Origin of the sequence: Agrobacterium salinitolerans, from assembly GCF_027498475.1 — a bacterium.
GTDB classification, from domain to species: Bacteria; Pseudomonadota; Alphaproteobacteria; order Rhizobiales; family Rhizobiaceae; genus Agrobacterium; species Agrobacterium salinitolerans.
On record NZ_JAPZLN010000001.1, the window covers coordinates 1,235,303 to 1,251,845 of the forward strand.

Below are 16,543 nucleotides of genomic sequence, written 5' to 3' on the forward strand. Positions count from 1 at the left end.
GAACACGGGCGCGACGCCCTCAAGCCTTGCGGAACCGCCCGACATTCGCCGAGATGAGATGGCGCAGCGCTTTCGCATAACGTTTGGAGCGCGTCTTGGCCGCCAGCGCGCTTCCCCAGTCCACCATCGACCCGTTGATATCGAAATCGCCGAGCTGGCCTTCGGGAATATCGCCCTTCTCGATGCGCTCGACGATGGAGGGTAGAGCCGCATAGAATTCCGGCGAACGATAGGGCGGATGCAGCGAATACATGCCCTTGCCCGTGCCGAGAAAATCGAGCCGGTGAACGCCGGTGCGCATCATGTTGGTGCTCAGCACTTCCTCGGCAGGCATGGAGACCGGCTGCTGGTTATAGGCATAGGAGCGGATACGCCGTTTGACATCGGGCCTGAGCAGTTCCAGCGAGCCGATCCTTTTCGCAAGACGGTCCATGTCGATCATGAACAGCCGCGTCGAAACGGTGGCGAAACGCCAGGTGGGAATGCGCGACGGCAGCTTGCGCGGCGCAGGGATGTTCTTCACGCCGGGCATGCCGACATGGCGGGAAATATCCAGATCGCCGCGAACCGTCGGCGGCCCGGAAAAGGGCGTGATGCACAGCGCATCCGGATTGGCCTTCTGCAATGCAATCGCCTCACTGAACCAATTCTGGCTGCCGCCACCGAACATCATGTCGCTGTCCATGTGCATCACGTAACGGGCATTGGCGCGTTTCAGCCCGTAGAAATAGACATGGAAAGGCCCGCCATCGAAAGCCTTGGCGGGATAGGGGATGGGAGAGCGCGAAAAGAAGGTCTGCGTCACCGTATCACGCGCCGCATCGCTGTAATCGACGATATCCACAGAGAGATGCGGATAATTGGTCTGCATTTCCTCCAGCATGTCGAAGAGACGCTGGCGCGCCGCATCGAAACCATTGCCCTTGTACCGCCCCGCCCCCACCTGGCCCGTATCGACCGTCAGCAAAATGCGGTCCACCTGCCCGCCCCAGACCCTGAGCTGATGCGGCAGCGTCAGGGCCGCATGCGGGGCATCGAAGGGATGGAGGTTGATTTGCAGCGCCTTTTGCACAGGAGGAAGCGGCATTTCAGCATTCATAGTCATGCACCACGGTTGCGGAATTCATTGATGACGGCCATCATGGGTTTTTCGTTGAAACTCCAGTCGAGCGGCAGCGGCCGGTTGGCGGTGCCGTCCCGGCGAGGATAGGCCCAGCGGATCCAGGTATATTGATCCGAGATGCCCCATGTGGTGATGGAGGAAAGCGCGCCGCCCGCCGAGGCGGCCTCCAGAAACTCGCGGACCTGGCCGTTGATCAGCATATCCCGTTCGGCCTCAGGCGCGGGCAGCGTCTGGTCCATCACGTCAAGCTCCGTCACCAGAACGGCAAGACCGTAGCTGCGCATTTCCGTCGTGAAGGCGGCAAGCTCGTCCTTGGCGATCGGCCAGCCGCCGCGCAAATGCCCCTGCAGGCCAACGGCGTTGATCGGTGCGCCCTTTTCCAGCAGTTCGAGGATGAGATTGCGGAAAGCGGCGCGTTTGGCCGGCGATTTCTCGGCGGCAAATTCGACATCATATTCGTTGAGCACGAGCTGCGCCTTCGGATCGACCGCATGGGCGATCTCGAAAGCCTTCTTGATGGCGTCAGGCCCCGCGCCATAATACCAGGCATCGCGCCGCGCACGCACATTGCCCGGCACGTCGGGGATCGGTTCGTTGACCACGTCCCAGCTGTGGATCACGTCCTTATACCGCTCCATCACGGTGACGATATGGGTTTCCATCAGCTTCTCGACCTTGGCGCCGCCAACACTGGCAAGCCAAGGCGCGTTGGAGGCATACCAGATCAGCGGATGGCCATGCATGGCTAGCTTGTGCTGGCGCGCGAAATTGGCGAGTGCATCGGCAGCGGCGAAATCGAAAACCTCCGCCGAAGGCCGCATCACCTCCCATTTCATTTCGGTGACAGGGGTGATGCGCGAGCAATATTTCACCACCGCCTCGCCGATGCGGCTATCGGCATTAAGGTCAGGCAGGTAGACGGCCGCGCCATAGGGGGCGGTTTTGATCGTGGCTTTCTTCTGCGCGGCAAAGGCCGGGCCGGCCACGGCATGCAGCAGGCCAGCGCTTGCCGCACCGCCTATAAAATTCCGCCGCCCGATCCGCATTCGCCCGCCTCCGCAACCTATATTCCCAAAACATAACATCCCTATCATAGGAAAAGGATATTAAAGATTTGCAAGGTTAACCGACGTTATACCACGTCATAATTGGCCAGACCCGCTTAATGCGATAGTAACTTCGCTGTGCGAATTCTTGACCCACGCCGCAGGGAGTTTGAAGTCTTGGTTTCCGTTTCGATTGTCATTCCCGTTCGCAATGGCGAGCGTTACATCGTGGAAGCGATCGAAAGCGTGTTGCTGCAGGGCGAGACCATCGGTGAAGTGCTTGTCGTCGATGACGGCTCCACCGACACCACCGCGCAGAAAGTGGAGGGTTTTTCCGACCCTCGCGTCAAATTGCTTGCCCGGCCGCAGGGAAGGCAGGGCGTTTCCGCCGTGCGCAATTTCGGCCTGTCGCAGGCGCGCGGCGAATGGACGATGTTCCTCGATGCCGACGATCGCCTGAAACCGGGCGCCATCGCGGCCCTTTGCGCCGGCATCTCCGGGCCGGATGTCGTCGCCGTCTATGGCGATTACGAACGCATCGATGAAGATGGCTTCAAGACCGGTCGGCGCAACCTCATCCGCCGCCGGGAAAAACCCGATGGTTTCATTCTCCAGCCGCTGCTCGGCGGAAACTTCATCGTCAATGGCGGCATCATGCTGGTCAGAACCCGCATCTTTCAGGAATTCGGCGGTTTCGACGAGACCTTGCGTTATGCCGAAGACTGGTATGGCTGGTGCAGGCTGGCCGCCGCCGGCCGTTTCGTTTACCTGCCCGGCTGCCATGTGCTCGACTACCGGGTGCACAGGACGAGCGTGATGATGAACAGGCTCTTGACATTCCGGGATTGCGAGCCGGCCATCGAGGCCGTCTTTTCCGATCCCGCCATCGTCGCCGCCATTTCGCCGCCGGAACTGCGACGGCTTCGCCGCCGTTCGGAGAACCATATGAACGCCTATACAGTGGCGCAGGCCTTCCGCGCCCGCCGTTACCGCGAGGCTTTTTCGGCGCTGGCCGACACCTTCCTCAACCGCCCGCGCCAAAGCCTTAGGGCCGTCGTTTTTTCCGCCGCAGCGCTTGCCGGAATTTAGGAGTTTCCATGTCCGAGATCATGCCGGAAGCGGTGGTGTGCATTCCGAGTTTCCGCCGGCCGGAAGGCCTGAAAAAGACGCTTCGGTCACTCGCGGCCCAGAAGGTTGATTTTCCCTTCGCCATCGTCGTGGTCGATAATGACGGCGCAGGCCAGCAGGGTCTCGCCGTCGCACGCACATTTTTCGCCGAGAGCGGCGTGAACGGTCAGGCGCTGGTGGAGCCGACGCAGGGCAATTGTTACGCCATCAACACGGCCTTCCGCACCGCCCGGCAAAGCTATGCTTCGGCTGAGTGGTTCCTGATGATCGATGACGACGAGGCCGCCTCCCCCCAATGGCTTGCCGAAATGGTTTCAGCGGCGAAATCCTTCGGCGTCGACATCGTCGGCGGCCCGGTCAACCGGGAATTCGACGCACCGGCTTCGAAGGCGGTTCTCTCGCATCCGCTGTTCGGCTCCATCGAAGCGCCGACCGGTCTCGTCGAGCAAATCCACGGATCGGGCAATTGCCTGATCTCACGTCGAGTGTTCGAAAGCCTGCCGAAACCGGAATTCGACGTGCAGTTCAACTTCCTCGGCGGCGGCGACATGGATTTCTTCACCCGCTGCCGCAAGGCAGGTTTCAAATTTGCCTGGAATGCCCGCGCCGTCATCATTGAATATGTGCCGGAAAGTCGGATGGCGCCGCGCTGGATCATGGAGCGCTCGCTCCGCACCGGCATCATCAATTACAGCATCGACCGCGCCCGCCACCCCGGCCTGAGGGGCGGACTGCTGCTGACCGCCAAAAATGCCGTCAGCCTGTGCCTGTCTCTGCTGCGCGCCGTTTCCGCCGGGCTGAAAACCGGCGCCTGGCTGCCCGCCACACATCCGCCGCTGATGTCCATCGGCCGGGTGATGGCAAGCCTCGGCATCACACTCACCCCCTACAAGGCGCCGGCGAAGAAGAGCTGACCGCAATCGCTCGCGCCGCCGGTTTAGCTGAGGGTCTTTTCCCTGCCGAACGACAGCACGTTCTCGCGTCGTTTTTGCAAACCGAGCGCCGAAAAAGCCGTCGCAACAACGAGAAGCGGCACCAGCAGCGGCCAGAAGAAACAAAGGACGATGCCGGTCACCCGGTAAAAATCCCAATTCTTATCGCGGCGGGCACCTTCAATATAGGTCATGGCGAGAGAGGTGGCGGTGCCAATTCCATATATGAAAAGAGAAATGGACGTAATCACCATGGGTGTCCCCAAAATATCTCTGATTCGAATAAATTTATAATATTGGGACAGTGTAGCGCGCTGCTTCGCAGTTGCAACGAATTTCAGCGGCAAAGTCCGTTTTCTCAATATGTTAGGGAAAACTGATTAACTGACGCGATGCAATATGCCTGCCGCCTGCGGGGCTTGCCGCAGCTTTACCGGCCCTGACCCGACGCTCCGAAGCGATACTTCAGCAGCGAATATATGGCGATCGGATTGGTCAGCAAATATCGTTTTCCGAGACGCTTCGGCTCGAGCATTGCCCGATAGAGCCATTCCAGCCCCATATCCTGCATCCATTGCGGCGCCCGGCTGTTCTTGCCGGCAAGGAAGTCGAAAAGGCCGCCGCAGGTCTTGATCACGGCGATGCCGGAAAGCCTGTCGAGATTGCGCGAAACGAAGCGCTGCTCCAGCGGAATGCCAAAGCCGACCCAGAGAATATCCGTTTTCGAAGCGGCGATATCGGCAAGGACTGCGTCTTCCTCGGCGCGGCTGAAATAACCGTTGCGCCGTCCCGAAAATACGAGACGCGGATAGAGCCTCTGCATTTCTTCGACCGCCGCACGGTTCACCTCTTCCGAACCGCCGAGGAAATAAAACCGGCTTCCCGTCTCTTCGGCACGCTTGGCGACCGCATGAACGAGATCGGTCGTCGCGACCCGTTCCCTCAGCGCCTGCCGGCAGAATTTTCGGGAGAAGATCACCAGTGACATACCATCGGCATGAATCTGGTCCGCCTGCCGCAGTATGGCGTCGAATTCCCGGTCGTGATGACAAAGCGCAATGACCTGGCCGTTCGCCGAGGTCGAATAAAACGGTCTTGCACCAGCCACGCGCTCGCTTCCCGCACGCAGGATGAAATCCCGCGCCGTTTCATCGATGGTCGCGTCAGTGATGGGCAGTGCCGCAAGGGAAATAACCGGCCATGCCTGGCCCGGCGCTCCCGCATCCGGCATCTCTCTCCCTGTCATGATCTGTCCGGTGTCCAAGATAGGCATCGTTTCATTGTTATAGTCACGCTTATGCATAGGGTATAAGGCTTCAGACACTACGAAGAACTATCATTAATATTTTTATAAATCCCCGTATGCAGTGGGCATTTTACACGCCTGAAGGTTGTGCGCCACATTTTCTGACTATTCCGGTTTTCCAGCCGATGGGTTAAGGGACGCGGAAATCAAACCACGGAAGGGCTCCGGCCATGGAAACAATCTCGATCGACAATCGCGGCGATTTCGGCCTCTGGGCGATAGAACGGGCAAAAGAAATCGTCGCCAACGAAGCGTCCGACCTTGCCATTTCGGTTCGCGATGGAGACGAGGCCGGTATTCGCGATGCCGGCAATGCGCTGGGCGCGGCCATCGCCGCCGCCCTGCTCGAGGTTTATGACGGTCTGATTTCGGAAGAATAAGGCGACACGCAGCCGCCTCGTCTTACCGCGCCACGACATCCGCGTGATCGTCCCGGCGCAGATAACCCCAGAGGCCGAGCGCCACGGCAATGCCAAGACCGAGGAACAGGCCGCCCATGCCGCCGGCGATCAGGAAGGTCAGCTTGCCCGGCGGCCAGCTTCTGGAATTGGGCGCAACCGGCTGCGAAATCACCCGCACATTGGTGGAATCGATCGACTGCTGTTCGGCAAGCTGGCGCGAGCGGGTGAGGTAAGTCTCATAGATCGCCGCCGCCGAGCGGGCGTCACGCTCCAGATCGCGCAGCCGCACCTGCGCCTCATTGTCGGTAAAGACATTGGCGCGTTCCGCCACGGCCTTCAGCCTCAGCGCATCCAGCGAGGAGCGCGCTTCGGCGACATTGATCTTGGCCGCCTGCAGGATGCGCCGCGCCTCGTCCGCCATGCCGCGTTCCAGCATTGCCCGCTCCGCACCCGCCGTCGCCAGACGCGGATGGCGTGCGCCATAGGTCAGCGTCATCGCGCCGATCTGCTGCTGCAGGGTGCTATATTGCGCGCGGATGGTGTTCATGGTCTGGCTGTCAAAGATGGCGTCGCTTTGCGTGCGGTTCTGGGCAATCGCCGCCTCCATCTGCTTCAGGCGGGATTCCTCCTGGATCAGCCGCTGCTGGGTCGCAAGCACCTGCGCATTCAGCTCGCCGGAGGCGAGATTGCTGACGAGTTGGCCATTATTTTCCTGCAAACCGTTCTCGCGGCGGAAATCGGCCACGCGCTTTTCGGCGATGGTCACATTTTCGCGCATTTCCTCCAGCCGCTTCTTGAGATCGTCAACGACACGCTGGCTGCTGTCGGAGGTCGTCTGGAACAGTTCGCTTTCGAAAGCTTTCACGATGGCCTTGGAGACCGTCACCGATTTTTCGGCATCATTGGTCCAGACCGAAAGCGTGACCACGAAGGAGCGCGGGTCGCGTTCCGCCGCCACCCGATCACCCAGTGAACGAAGCGCGCCGACGCGGTTGTCATCGTCTTCCGGCTTCGATGAGAACATTGCCTTCAGCCGCGCAAGCGGCGGCGGGCTGATGAATTCAGGATCCTGATCGAGCTTCAGCTCGTCCACCACCCGCGCCAGCACGTTGCGCGAAGTGATGGTGCGCAGCTTGCTTTCCACCTCGAGTATCTGTGTGTCACGCTGCTGGTTGGGCGAAAACACCCCATCATTAACGACGTTCAGATTGGAGGGATTAACGACGATATCCGTATAGGCCTTGTAGCGCGGCGGCGTCATAGAGGCGTAAGTGAGTGCGCCGGCGACGCAGAGAATGATCGCCAGCACGATCCAGACGACACCTCTGCGAAGCCAGAGGATGACGTCATCCACACCGATCCTGTCGATATGTTTCAGGCCCGGCAGCGCAGCAGCCAGATTGCCGCTCGGCGAAACAGTCTTTACCGGCGTCTCGGCAGCGGCCGGCGCAGCGGCGGTCTTCGGCGGTTTCGGCTCAAGATGCTCCTTCAGCACCGTGCGCTCGAAAACCTCGTCCTCGTCCACCAGATCGTCCAGCAGGGAACCATGGGTTCTCGCGGCAGGCGCCGTTTTTTCATCGAGCGGGCGTGCCTGCTTATGTCCCGCCTTTTGAAGCCTGTACATCAGCCAATCCAACTCGAACGAACCACAAAAAGGCCGGCAACAGAGGGTTCCCACCGTCGCCAGAGCCGCCATCGACGGACAAGTTTAAATATGACGGGTGAATTTTAGGTTACCCGCACCAGTCCCGCTATCATCGCCTATTCGCGGCCACGTTGAAAGGGATGATTGACTTGGATGGATCGATACGGTTCTTTCAACCGTTATATTTTTGCATTATCCATTTGACCCTCAAAGATTTTATCGAAACGGAGTTTGGCATGAGCCTGAAATTTGGAACGAGCGGCCTTCGCGGCCTCTCCGTCGATCTGAAAGGAAAAGCCTCGGCCGTCTATGCCACGGCATTTGCAAAACACCTTCTCATATCGGGCCAGGCAAAGGCGGGCGACCCCATTCTCGTCGGCCGCGATTTCCGCGATTCGAGCCCGGAAGTTTCCGCCACCTGCATCGCCGCGCTCAAAAAAGCCGGCCTGAACCCGTTCGATTGCGGCGCCGTGCCGACACCGGCGCTGGCGCTTTACGGCCTGTCGCTGAAGGCCGGCGCGCTGATGATCACCGGTTCGCATATCCCGGCCGACCGCAACGGCATCAAGTTCTACCGCCCGGACGGCGAAATCGACAAGCAGGACGAGACGGCGATTGCCGCTCTTGCCGCCGAAATCGAAGCCGAAGGCATAAGCGCCGAGGCGGCGACCGCCGAAGACCATTCCGCCACCGCAGCCGAACTTTTCTACGAGCGCAACATCGCGTTGCTGCCGGAAAAGGCGCTGTCCGGCCTCAGGATCGGTGTTTACCAGCACAGCACGGTGGCGCGCGATCTCTTTGTCGACGTGCTTGCCCATTATGGGGCGGAGGTCGTTCCGCTCGGCCGCTCCGAAACCTTCATCCCCGTCGATACCGAAGCGGTCTCCCCGGAAACGCTGGCCCTTCTCAAAAAATGGTCGCCGGAGCACGGTCTCGACGCCATCGTTTCCGCCGATGGCGACGGCGACCGCCCCATGCTGACCGATGAAAACGGTGTGCCGCTGCGCGGCGACCTTATCGGCCTGATCACCGCAAATTTCCTCGGCGCCGGCGTGGTCGTCACCCCCGTCACCTCCAATTCGGGTATCGAGGCCAACGGTTCGTTCGACGTCGTCCGCACCAAGGTCGGCTCCCCCTTCGTGATCGCGGGCATGGCTGAGGCGCTCGCCGCCGGCAAGAACGGCGTCATGGGCTTCGAGGCCAATGGCGGCCTGCTGACGGCCTCCGCCTTCACGCTCAACGGCAGGCCGCTTTCGCCTCTGCCGACGCGTGACAGCTTCCTGCCGGTTCTCGCCGTGCTGCTTCTCTCGGCGGAACAGAAAAAGCCGCTGTCGCAGATCGCCGCCGCCTACAACCTGCCGGTCGCCGCCGCCGACCGCCTGGAAAATTTCGCCCAGGAAAAGAGCACCGCGCTGATGACACATCTGCGCGCCTCCCGCGACAATCTCGAAACCTTCCTCGCCCCGGTCGGCACGGTAAAGGCGCTGAGCGACATCGACGGCCTGCGTGTGGCGCTCACCGATGGCAGCACCATTCATTTCCGCCCTTCCGGCAACGCCCCGGAAATGCGCTGCTACGTCGAAGCCACCAATCAGGATGAGGCCGAAACGCTTCTGAAAAAGGGGCTCGACCTCATCCGCAATTTTGGCTGAGTGTAGATGCTTGCGCGTCATTTCAGCCTGAAACCGGAATGACGCGCTTCAGCAGTCGAGACCGATGTCCCAAATGTCGCATCCCGCCTTTCCCTGTTGCACTCGCTGCCCCGGAAAGCGATAAGGACCGCAGGGTCCAAGGAGGCGACGATGAGCGGCGAGACCGTTACCCTTTACGAAGCGATCGGTGGCGATGCGACCGTCAGGGCGCTCACCCGGCGCTTCTATGAATTGATGGATACCCTGCCCGAGGCCGCACGCTGTCGCGCCATCCACCCTGCCGATCTTTCCGGCAGCGAGGCGAAGTTTTACGACTACCTGACCGGATATCTTGGCGGACCGCCCGTCTATGTCGAAAAACACGGCCACCCGATGTTGCGCCGTCGCCATTTCGTCGCCCCTATCGGCCCGGCTGAGCGGGATGAATGGCTGCTGTGCTTCCGCCGCGCCATGGATGAGACGATAGAAAATGCGAAGCTGCGCGAGATCATCTGGGCGCCGGTGGAGCGGCTGGCCTTTCACATGCAGAACCAGGAAGCGGATAAGCCATGACCCACGAGAGACTGCGCGCCTTCATTCTGCTGCTTGGTAGCCTCCTGGGTGCTGCCGGCGTCATGCTTGCCGCCGCCGCGACCCATACCGGCGAAACCTATATGCTGGGCAATGCCTCGGCCATGGCGCTGGCGCATGCGCCGGTGCTGGTGGCGCTCAATATCGGTGCGGACCGCATCAGAACCGCCATTCCGGCAGGCCTAGTCCTCGGCCTCGGCACGGCGATCTTTGTCGGTGATCTCGCCGTCAGGCATTTTTCCGGCCACAGTCTGTTCCCTTACGCAGCACCCCTGGGCGGCCTCGGCATGATCGGCGGATGGTTGGTGCTCTGCGCCGGCGCGTTCCTGAAGCCGAAAGGCTGATCGACCTTAACGCCGCCGCGTCCAGCGAAACGGCAGGATGTTGCGGCCTTTTTCCGCCGCCTCGCCGAGAGCGAAGGGCGGGGCTTCGCCGGGCTGGCGGGTGCGCAGGTGGGGAAAGATCGCCACATTGCCGCCGGCGGTCGCGGCGCGGTTGCGCCTTCGACGTTCGCCGACGATCTCAAACATTTCCATCAGGGCCGGATCGGCGGCCTGCTCGGCCATCTTGTGAAGTTCCGCGCGGCAGGCTTCCCCTACCGCCGGATAGTCTTCGGTCACTTCATTGCGCTCGTCGCTCATCGCTGGAGGTCCGTTCATTCATCGTCTGCAGCGCCCGCTCCAGACTGGATTTGCTGCCGTTGCGCAACGGAACGAACGTCTTGCCGAATTTCTTGCAACCGGACTTCACCCGCAGACACGCATCGTGGCTGATACAGTCGATCGGGCAGAAAACGCAGTCGACGGAGGGAAGAACGGTATCGATGCGGGAGACGGCTTCACGCAGGCCGCCGTCGTGATGAATGAGCTCCGCGCCGAAATTGCTGGCGATCTGGCGAAGATGGGCAACCTGACAGTCACGGCCGCCGACATAAAGAAAGCTTTTCGGACCGGAAAGCTGCTGTTCGGACACATCCTTTTCGGTCTGTGGCGCGCCCTTGCCCTGCTTGCCGCCGCGTTCGGCCTTCTTCTTTTCCTTGCGTGCCATTCCCTCACCTGCCGGTTGGTTTTTGATACCCCGATATTGGGCCCCGACATTCGGGATGCGGGCACCATAATAAAGATGAGTTTTCTAGTAAAGTATAAAGGTGATAATTTTCATCATGTTTTTCGCAGCACGCTCAGGCGCTGAAAATCCGGCGATGCTCAGCCGGTTATCCGTAATCCGCCCATGAAAAGCTGCTCGAGATGGCGGGCCGCATCTTCGAAACGCCCGTCGCCGCCGTGTCTGTCCCCCAGCACCGCCCGCACCTGCACATCGAAATCGGCATAGTGCTGAGTGGTCGACCAGATAGAGAAAATGAGGTGGTAGGGGTCGCATTTGGCCATCCGCCCGGCCTTCACCCAGGCGCGGATCACCTCTGCCTTCTCATCCACCAGCAGTTTCAGCGGGCCTTTCAGTTCGTCCTCGATATGGGGCGCGCCCTGCAGGATTTCATTGGCGAAGAGCCGGCTTTCACGCGGAAAATCCCGCGACATTTCCAGCTTGCGGCGAATGTAGGAGCGGATTTCGCTTTCGGGATTACCCTCGGCGTCAAAGGCGCGCAGCGGGTCGAGCCATGTATCCAGCACTCGCTCGATCAGCGCGCGATGCATCGCCTCCTTGGTGCGGAAATAATAAAGCACGTTCGGCTTGGACATGCCGGCCGCCTCGGCAATCTGGTCGATGGTGGAGCCGCGGAACCCATTCGTGGAAAAAACACTGAGCGCAGCTTCAAGAATCGCTTCCTGCTTTTCCTCCTGAATGCGGGTCCGCTTCTGTGTTTTCGCTGCGCGCGGTATGGCCATTCTCAGCTCTCTGTTTCTTTTCAATGCAATTGCCGCTACAGTATGCTTAAAAAATAATCGCCGTTCATAGCTTAGGCAAAATTACTGCGATTCGTCACAAAATCCCTTGCTGACGCCAGTGCGAATTTGCAATGTTTACCAGCCGGTCAATTTATCCACCATCGCCGCCACAAGGCAATGGCTGTTATCTTAACCGGCAAAAAAGGGAACGGCACAAGCTTTGCTTTGATAAAAACAAAACAGGTGAGGACGACACTGCATGACGGCGGGTAAGAACTTGACGGTCAATGGCGACCGTCTGTGGGACAGTCTGATGGACATGGCGAAGATTGGCCCCGGCATCGCCGGCGGCAATAATCGCCGCACACTGACGGATGAGGATGCGGAAGGCCGCCGCCTTTTTCAGCGCTGGTGCGAGGCGGCGGGTATGACGATGGGCGTCGACCGCATGGGCACCATGTTCGCCACCCGCCCCGGCGAAGACCCGGACGCGCTGCCGGTCTATATCGGCAGCCATCTCGACACCCAGCCGACCGGCGGCAAGTACGACGGCGTGCTTGGCGTGCTGGCCGGGCTGGAAGTGGTGCGCAGCCTGAACGACCTCAATATCAAAACCAGACACCCGATCACCGTCACCAACTGGTCGAATGAAGAAGGTGCGCGCTTCGCGCCCGCCATGCTGGCCTCCGGCGTCTTCGCTGGCATTCACGATCTCGATTACGCCTATAGCCGCACCGATACCGACGGCAAGACCTATGGCGAGGAGCTGAAGCGCATCGGCTGGCTGGGTGAGGAAGAGGTCGGCGCGCGCAAGATGCACGCCTATTTCGAATATCACATCGAGCAGGGGCCAATCCTGGAGGCGGAAGGAAAACAGATCGGCGTCGTCACCCATTGCCAGGGCCTGTGGTGGCTGGAAGTAACGTTGACCGGCAAGGAAGCCCATACCGGCTCGACGCCGATGGCCATGCGCGTCAATGCTGGCCTCGCCGCCGCCCGCATTCTTGAAAAGGTGCAGGAAGTGGCTATGGCCCACCAGCCGGGTGCCGTCGCCGGCGTCGGCCAGATGATCTTCACGCCCAATTCCCGCAATGTCCTGCCCGGCAAGGTGGTTTTCACCATCGACCTTAGAACCCCCTCGCAGGCGAAGCTCGACAACATGCGGGCCATCTTCGAACGCGAGGTGCCCGCTATCGCCGAAGAACTCGGCGTCGGCTGCTCGATCGAGGCCATCGGCCATTTCGATCCCGTCACCTTCGATCCGGTGCTGGTGGGCCGCGTGCGCAATGCCGCCGAAAAACTGGGTTATAGCCACATGGACATCATCTCCGGCGCCGGCCACGATGCCTGCTGGACCGCACGGGTCGCCCCTTCCACCATGATCTTCTGCCCCTGCGTGGACGGGCTTTCGCACAACGAAGCGGAAGAGATTTCGCCGGAATGGGCAAAGGCTGGCTGCGATGTGCTGCTGCATGCGGTGCTGGAGACTGCGGAGATCGTGGAATGATCGTGCCCACGAGGCCAAGCCCCCTCATCCGGCCCTTCGGGCCACCTTCTCCCCGGCGGGGAGAAGAAACACGCGGCAACACCCCCGACCCTACCACCAGCGTCATGAAAATCTGCGACGGTGCCTCCCATTTCTTCTCCCCGCCGGGGAGAAGGTGGCCCGAAGGGCCGGATGAGGGGGCAAGGCTCATGGTGGACCACACGGGCAAAAAAGCAGCAAAACGCCAACCTGGCAAAACCACGCAAGCCCGAAAACTCCGCCGCGACGAGACCGACGCCGAATACCGCCTCTGGTATGAACTCAAAGGCCGGCGGCTAAACGGCTTCAAGTTCAGTCGGCAAGTCCCGCTTGGCGCTTACATCGCCGATTTCGTCTGCCGCGAGAAAATGTTGATCGTCGAACTTGACGGATCGCAGCACGCCTCTTCCCCCCACGACCGGCAATGGACGCTCTGGTTAAACGGGCAGGGCTATGCCGTGCTCCGGTTCTGGAACCACGAAGTTTTCGAAGACCTCTCCTCCACGCTCACCACCATCCTCGCCGTCCTGAAAGCCGAGACTTTCCTGCCCGATCATACCGACCGTTATTCGCCAGCCCTCGTCACCGGGAACACGCCACAATGACCGCCACCATCATCAAGAACGGCACCGTCGTCACCGCCGACCTCACCTACAAGGCCGATGTGAAGATCGAAGACGGCAAGATCACCGAGATCGGACCCGATCTCACCGGCGGCACCATCCTCGATGCCACCGGATGTTATGTCATGCCCGGCGGCATCGATCCGCATGTGCATCTGGAAATGCCCTTCATGGGCACCTATTCCGCCGATGATTTCGAGAGCGGCACGCGGGCAGCGCTGGCCGGCGGCACGACCATGGTGGTGGATTTCTGCCTGCCGGAGCCGGGGCAATCGCTTCTCGATGCCCTGCAACGCTGGGACAACAAGGCAGCGCGTGCCAATTGCGATTATTCCTTCCACATGGCCGTCACCTGGTGGGGCGAGCAGGTCTTCGATGAGATGAAGACGGTGGTTCAGGAAAAAGGCATCAACTCGTTCAAGCACTTCATGGCCTATAAAGGCGCGCTGATGGTGAATGACGACGAGATGTTCGCCTCCTTCTCGCGCTGCGCGGAACTCGGCGCCATTCCCTTCGTGCATGCGGAAAACGGCGATATCGTCGCGCAGATGCAGGAAAAACTGATGGCGCAAGGCAATGTCGGGCCGGAGGCACATGCCTATTCCCGCCCTCCCTCGGTGGAAGGCGAAGCCACCAACCGCGCCATCATCATCGCCGATATGGCCGGCGCTCCGCTTTATGTCGTCCACACCTCCTGTGAGCAGGCCCATGAAGCCATCCGCCGCGCCCGCCAGAGCGGCATGCGGGTCTATGGCGAACCGCTGATCCAGCACCTGATCCTCGATGAAAGCGAATATACCAATCCCGATTGGGATCACGCCGCCCGCCGGGTGATGTCGCCGCCCTTCCGCAATCGCCAGCATCAGGACAGCCTCTGGGCCGGTCTCGCCTCCGGTTCGCTGCAATGTGTGGCGACCGACCATTGCGCCTTCACGACCGAGCAGAAACGCTTCGGCCTCGGCGATTTCCGCAAGATACCGAACGGCACCGGCGGGCTGGAAGATCGCATGCCGCTGCTGTGGACCCATGGCGTGGCGACCGGCCGGTTGACGATGAACGAATTTGTCGCCGTCACCTCCACCAACATTGCGAAAATCCTCAACATCTACCCGAGAAAAGGCGCGATCCTCGTCGGCAGCGATGCCGATATCGTCGTCTGGGATCCGGCGCTGACAAAGACCATCAGCGCCGCAAGCCAGCAATCGGCCATCGACTACAACGTGTTCGAAGGGCAGAAGGTGAAGGGCATGCCGCGCTACACCCTGTCGCGTGGCCTCGTCAGTGTCGAGGAGGGCACCATCGAGACACAGGAAGGCCACGGCCAGTTCGTCGCCCGCGACCCCTACCCCGCCGTCAGCCGTGCGCTTTCCACCTGGAAAGAACTCGTTTCGCCGCGCAAGGTGGAGCGTAGTGGCATTCCGGCATCGGGCGTATGACCATGAGCAGCGAGCCGAAACGCGAAATCCTCATCGCCGCCGCCGTTCTCCTTAATGAGCACCGGCAGATGCTTGTGGTGCGCAAGCGCGGCACCACGCAGTTCATGCAACCGGGCGGCAAGATCGATCCGGGCGAAACGCCGGAGCAGGCGCTGCACCGCGAACTGGCCGAGGAAATCGGCCTGACGCTGCCCGAACATGCCGTTCGTTATGAGGGCATCTTTCGCGAGGAAGCCGCCAATGAACCGGGCGCCGATGTCGTCGCCCACGCCTTCACCGCCAGACTTCAAGCCGAGGTCACCCCGCAGGCGGAAATCGAGGAAGTGCGCTGGCTCGATCTCGACCGTAACACCGGCGTGACCATCGCCAGACTGACGGAAACCCAGATGCTGCCGCTGGCGCGCGCAGCGCTCACGGAAAGCGACAATCAGCAAAGATGAACCAGGCCCCTTCCTATTCCGTCGTTTCCGCCAGAAAACTGGGCCTCACCTTCGAAACGGGGGATGGACCTGTCCACGCGCTATCCAATGTCGATCTGGATGTAAAAAAGGGCGATTTCGTCTCCTTCATCGGCCCTTCCGGCTGCGGCAAGACCACGTTTCTGCGGGTCATCGCCGATCTTGAAAAACACACATCCGGCGAGATCACCGTCAACGGCACGACGCCGGAAAATGCCCGCAAGGACCGGTCCTACGGTTACGTCTTCCAGGCCGCCGCCCTTTATCCCTGGCGCAGCATCGAAAAGAACATCGCGCTGCCGCTTGAAATCATGGGTTACAGCAAGGCCGAACAGCGCGAGCGCATCGACCGCACGCTCGACCTCGTCAACCTCACCGGCTTCGGCAAAAAATATCCCTGGCAACTTTCCGGCGGCATGCAGCAGCGCGCCTCCATCGCCCGCGCGCTTGCCTTCGATGCCGACCTGCTGTTGATGGACGAGCCTTTCGGCGCGCTGGACGAAATCGTTCGCGATCATCTGAACGAACAGCTGCTGAAACTCTGGGATACGACCGGCAAGACCATCTGTTTCGTCACCCATTCCATTCCCGAAGCGGTCTATCTCTCGACGAAAATCGTCGTCATGTCGCCGCGGCCGGGGAGAGTGACTGATGTGATTACATCCACGCTGCCGCGGGAAAGGCCGCTGGAGATCAGGGAGACGCCGGAGTTTCTAGCCATTGCCCATCGGGTGCGAGAGGGGTTGAAGGCGGGGCATAGTTATGACGGGTGAGGTCAGCGCCAGCATTGGCTCATTTGGCGGGAGGTTGCCACACGTTTCTTCTCCCCGCCGGGGAGAAGGTGGCCCGAA

The 16,543-nt window shown here is 60.6% G+C and carries 18 protein-coding genes and 1 pseudogene; 11 read left to right on the top strand and 8 right to left on the bottom strand.

All coding sequences use genetic code 11. The annotated features are described in order from the left end of the window. Positions 1–19: 19 nt before the first annotated feature. The gene (gene uppG, locus O9X91_RS05985; RefSeq protein WP_162520569.1) at positions 20–1,099 is read right to left on the bottom strand and encodes a polysaccharide biosynthesis glycosyltransferase UppG; all 1,080 of its coding nucleotides are present in this window, start codon (positions 1,097–1,099) and stop codon (positions 20–22) included. Between the two features lie 2 nt (positions 1,100–1,101). Beyond that, complete coding sequence (gene uppI / locus O9X91_RS05990) at positions 1,102–2,169, bottom strand: polysaccharide biosynthesis UDP-hexose transferase UppI (protein ID WP_142913658.1); 1,068 nt, start codon at positions 2,167–2,169, stop codon at positions 1,102–1,104. 177 nt (positions 2,170–2,346) lie between these two features. On the opposite strand from uppI, the gene uppH reads away from it, so the two are divergent. Beyond that, on the top strand, positions 2,347–3,258 hold the full coding sequence (gene uppH / locus O9X91_RS05995; RefSeq protein WP_142913657.1) for a polysaccharide biosynthesis endo-1,4-beta-xylanase UppH: 912 nt from the start codon (positions 2,347–2,349) through the stop codon (positions 3,256–3,258). An 8-nt stretch (positions 3,259–3,266) separates the two neighbouring features. Beyond that, positions 3,267–4,211: a polysaccharide biosynthesis UDP-hexose transferase UppJ gene (gene uppJ / locus O9X91_RS06000; protein WP_142913656.1), complete on the top strand. Its 945-nt coding sequence runs from the start codon at positions 3,267–3,269 to the stop codon at positions 4,209–4,211. A 23-nt stretch (positions 4,212–4,234) separates the two neighbouring features. Here uppJ and O9X91_RS06005 read toward each other — a convergent pair whose 3' ends face one another. Then, complete coding sequence (locus O9X91_RS06005) at positions 4,235–4,483, bottom strand: hypothetical protein (protein WP_162520568.1); 249 nt, start codon at positions 4,481–4,483, stop codon at positions 4,235–4,237. A gap of 176 nt (positions 4,484–4,659) precedes the next feature. Then, entirely contained in the window at positions 4,660–5,460 is an 801-nt protein-coding gene (gene uppL / locus O9X91_RS06010; RefSeq protein WP_142913677.1) for a polysaccharide biosynthesis UDP-hexose transferase UppL, read from the bottom strand. 245 nt (positions 5,461–5,705) lie between these two features. On the opposite strand from uppL, the gene O9X91_RS06015 reads away from it, so the two are divergent. After that, positions 5,706–5,915, top strand: coding sequence for a hypothetical protein (locus O9X91_RS06015; protein ID WP_003509414.1), 210 nt, complete (start codon positions 5,706–5,708; stop codon positions 5,913–5,915). A gap of 22 nt (positions 5,916–5,937) precedes the next feature. Here the strand turns inward: O9X91_RS06015 and uppM are convergent, their stop codons facing one another. Beyond that, positions 5,938–7,560, bottom strand: coding sequence for a polysaccharide biosynthesis protein UppM (gene uppM / locus O9X91_RS06020; protein WP_162520565.1), 1,623 nt, complete (start codon positions 7,558–7,560; stop codon positions 5,938–5,940). Between the two features lie 257 nt (positions 7,561–7,817). Here uppM and uppO point away from each other — a divergent pair, with 257 nt between their 5' ends. From uppO to O9X91_RS06035, 3 genes are all read left to right on the top strand, one after another. Beyond that, the gene (uppO, locus tag O9X91_RS06025; RefSeq protein ID WP_142913654.1) at positions 7,818–9,233 is read left to right on the top strand and encodes a polysaccharide biosynthesis phosphomannomutase UppO; all 1,416 of its coding nucleotides are present in this window, start codon (positions 7,818–7,820) and stop codon (positions 9,231–9,233) included. Between the two features lie 150 nt (positions 9,234–9,383). Then, positions 9,384–9,785, top strand: a complete 402-nt coding sequence (locus tag O9X91_RS06030) for a globin domain-containing protein (protein WP_142913653.1) — start codon at positions 9,384–9,386, stop codon at positions 9,783–9,785. Further along, a complete protein-coding gene (locus tag O9X91_RS06035; protein WP_269834216.1) occupies positions 9,782–10,147 on the top strand; it encodes a DUF423 domain-containing protein in 366 nt (121 codons plus the stop codon). Before O9X91_RS06030 ends, O9X91_RS06035 begins: the two co-directional genes overlap by 4 nt. A gap of 6 nt (positions 10,148–10,153) precedes the next feature. Here the strand turns inward: O9X91_RS06035 and O9X91_RS06040 are convergent, their stop codons facing one another. The 3 genes and pseudogenes from O9X91_RS06040 to O9X91_RS06050 form a co-directional block, all read right to left on the bottom strand. After that, positions 10,154–10,444, bottom strand: coding sequence for a hypothetical protein (locus O9X91_RS06040; RefSeq protein WP_142913651.1), 291 nt, complete (start codon positions 10,442–10,444; stop codon positions 10,154–10,156). Further along, positions 10,425–10,748, bottom strand: a pseudogene (locus tag O9X91_RS06045) (DUF2325 domain-containing protein); the annotation flags it as partial. The gene O9X91_RS06040 and the pseudogene O9X91_RS06045, both read right to left, overlap by 20 nt. Before the next feature lie 260 nt (positions 10,749–11,008). Continuing rightward, on the bottom strand, positions 11,009–11,650 hold the full coding sequence (locus tag O9X91_RS06050; RefSeq protein WP_269834214.1) for a TetR family transcriptional regulator C-terminal domain-containing protein: 642 nt from the start codon (positions 11,648–11,650) through the stop codon (positions 11,009–11,011). 259 nt (positions 11,651–11,909) lie between these two features. Here O9X91_RS06050 and O9X91_RS06055 point away from each other — a divergent pair, with 259 nt between their 5' ends. From O9X91_RS06055 to O9X91_RS06075, 5 genes are read left to right on the top strand one after another with little or no spacing between them, the layout of a single operon-like run. Beyond that, positions 11,910–13,157: a Zn-dependent hydrolase gene (locus O9X91_RS06055; protein WP_269834213.1), complete on the top strand. Its 1,248-nt coding sequence runs from the start codon at positions 11,910–11,912 to the stop codon at positions 13,155–13,157. Then, the gene (locus O9X91_RS06060; RefSeq protein WP_269834212.1) at positions 13,154–13,780 is read left to right on the top strand and encodes an endonuclease domain-containing protein; all 627 of its coding nucleotides are present in this window, start codon (positions 13,154–13,156) and stop codon (positions 13,778–13,780) included. The genes O9X91_RS06055 and O9X91_RS06060 overlap by 4 nt, the downstream gene beginning before the upstream one ends. Next, positions 13,777–15,234: a dihydropyrimidinase gene (hydA, locus tag O9X91_RS06065; RefSeq protein WP_269834211.1), complete on the top strand. Its 1,458-nt coding sequence runs from the start codon at positions 13,777–13,779 to the stop codon at positions 15,232–15,234. Before O9X91_RS06060 ends, hydA begins: the two co-directional genes overlap by 4 nt. Further along, positions 15,231–15,674, top strand: a complete 444-nt coding sequence (locus O9X91_RS06070; RefSeq protein WP_162520564.1) for an NUDIX hydrolase — start codon at positions 15,231–15,233, stop codon at positions 15,672–15,674. Before hydA ends, O9X91_RS06070 begins: the two co-directional genes overlap by 4 nt. Further along, complete coding sequence (locus O9X91_RS06075; RefSeq protein ID WP_142913646.1) at positions 15,671–16,465, top strand: ABC transporter ATP-binding protein; 795 nt, start codon at positions 15,671–15,673, stop codon at positions 16,463–16,465. The genes O9X91_RS06070 and O9X91_RS06075 overlap by 4 nt, the downstream gene beginning before the upstream one ends. The last annotated feature ends 78 nt before the right edge of the window (positions 16,466–16,543 follow it).

Coding starts and splice junctions, on each gene's coding strand:
- O9X91_RS06035 (WP_269834216.1), top strand. CDS start 9,782: ATGACCCACGAGAGACTGCGCGCCTTCATTCTGCTGCTTGGTAGCCTC.
- uppL (WP_142913677.1), bottom strand. CDS start 5,460: ATGCCGGATGCGGGAGCGCCGGGCCAGGCATGGCCGGTTATTTCCCTT.
- uppO (WP_142913654.1), top strand. CDS start 7,818: ATGAGCCTGAAATTTGGAACGAGCGGCCTTCGCGGCCTCTCCGTCGAT.
- uppJ (WP_142913656.1), top strand. CDS start 3,267: ATGTCCGAGATCATGCCGGAAGCGGTGGTGTGCATTCCGAGTTTCCGC.
- O9X91_RS06075 (WP_142913646.1), top strand. CDS start 15,671: ATGAACCAGGCCCCTTCCTATTCCGTCGTTTCCGCCAGAAAACTGGGC.
- O9X91_RS06050 (WP_269834214.1), bottom strand. CDS start 11,650: ATGGCCATACCGCGCGCAGCGAAAACACAGAAGCGGACCCGCATTCAG.
- hydA (WP_269834211.1), top strand. CDS start 13,777: ATGACCGCCACCATCATCAAGAACGGCACCGTCGTCACCGCCGACCTC.
- O9X91_RS06030 (WP_142913653.1), top strand. CDS start 9,384: ATGAGCGGCGAGACCGTTACCCTTTACGAAGCGATCGGTGGCGATGCG.
- O9X91_RS06060 (WP_269834212.1), top strand. CDS start 13,154: ATGATCGTGCCCACGAGGCCAAGCCCCCTCATCCGGCCCTTCGGGCCA.
- uppI (WP_142913658.1), bottom strand. CDS start 2,169: ATGCGGATCGGGCGGCGGAATTTTATAGGCGGTGCGGCAAGCGCTGGC.
- O9X91_RS06040 (WP_142913651.1), bottom strand. CDS start 10,444: ATGAGCGACGAGCGCAATGAAGTGACCGAAGACTATCCGGCGGTAGGG.
- uppG (WP_162520569.1), bottom strand. CDS start 1,099: ATGAATGCTGAAATGCCGCTTCCTCCTGTGCAAAAGGCGCTGCAAATC.
- O9X91_RS06005 (WP_162520568.1), bottom strand. CDS start 4,483: ATGGTGATTACGTCCATTTCTCTTTTCATATATGGAATTGGCACCGCC.
- O9X91_RS06055 (WP_269834213.1), top strand. CDS start 11,910: ATGACGGCGGGTAAGAACTTGACGGTCAATGGCGACCGTCTGTGGGAC.
- uppM (WP_162520565.1), bottom strand. CDS start 7,560: ATGTACAGGCTTCAAAAGGCGGGACATAAGCAGGCACGCCCGCTCGAT.
- O9X91_RS06015 (WP_003509414.1), top strand. CDS start 5,706: ATGGAAACAATCTCGATCGACAATCGCGGCGATTTCGGCCTCTGGGCG.
- O9X91_RS06070 (WP_162520564.1), top strand. CDS start 15,231: ATGACCATGAGCAGCGAGCCGAAACGCGAAATCCTCATCGCCGCCGCC.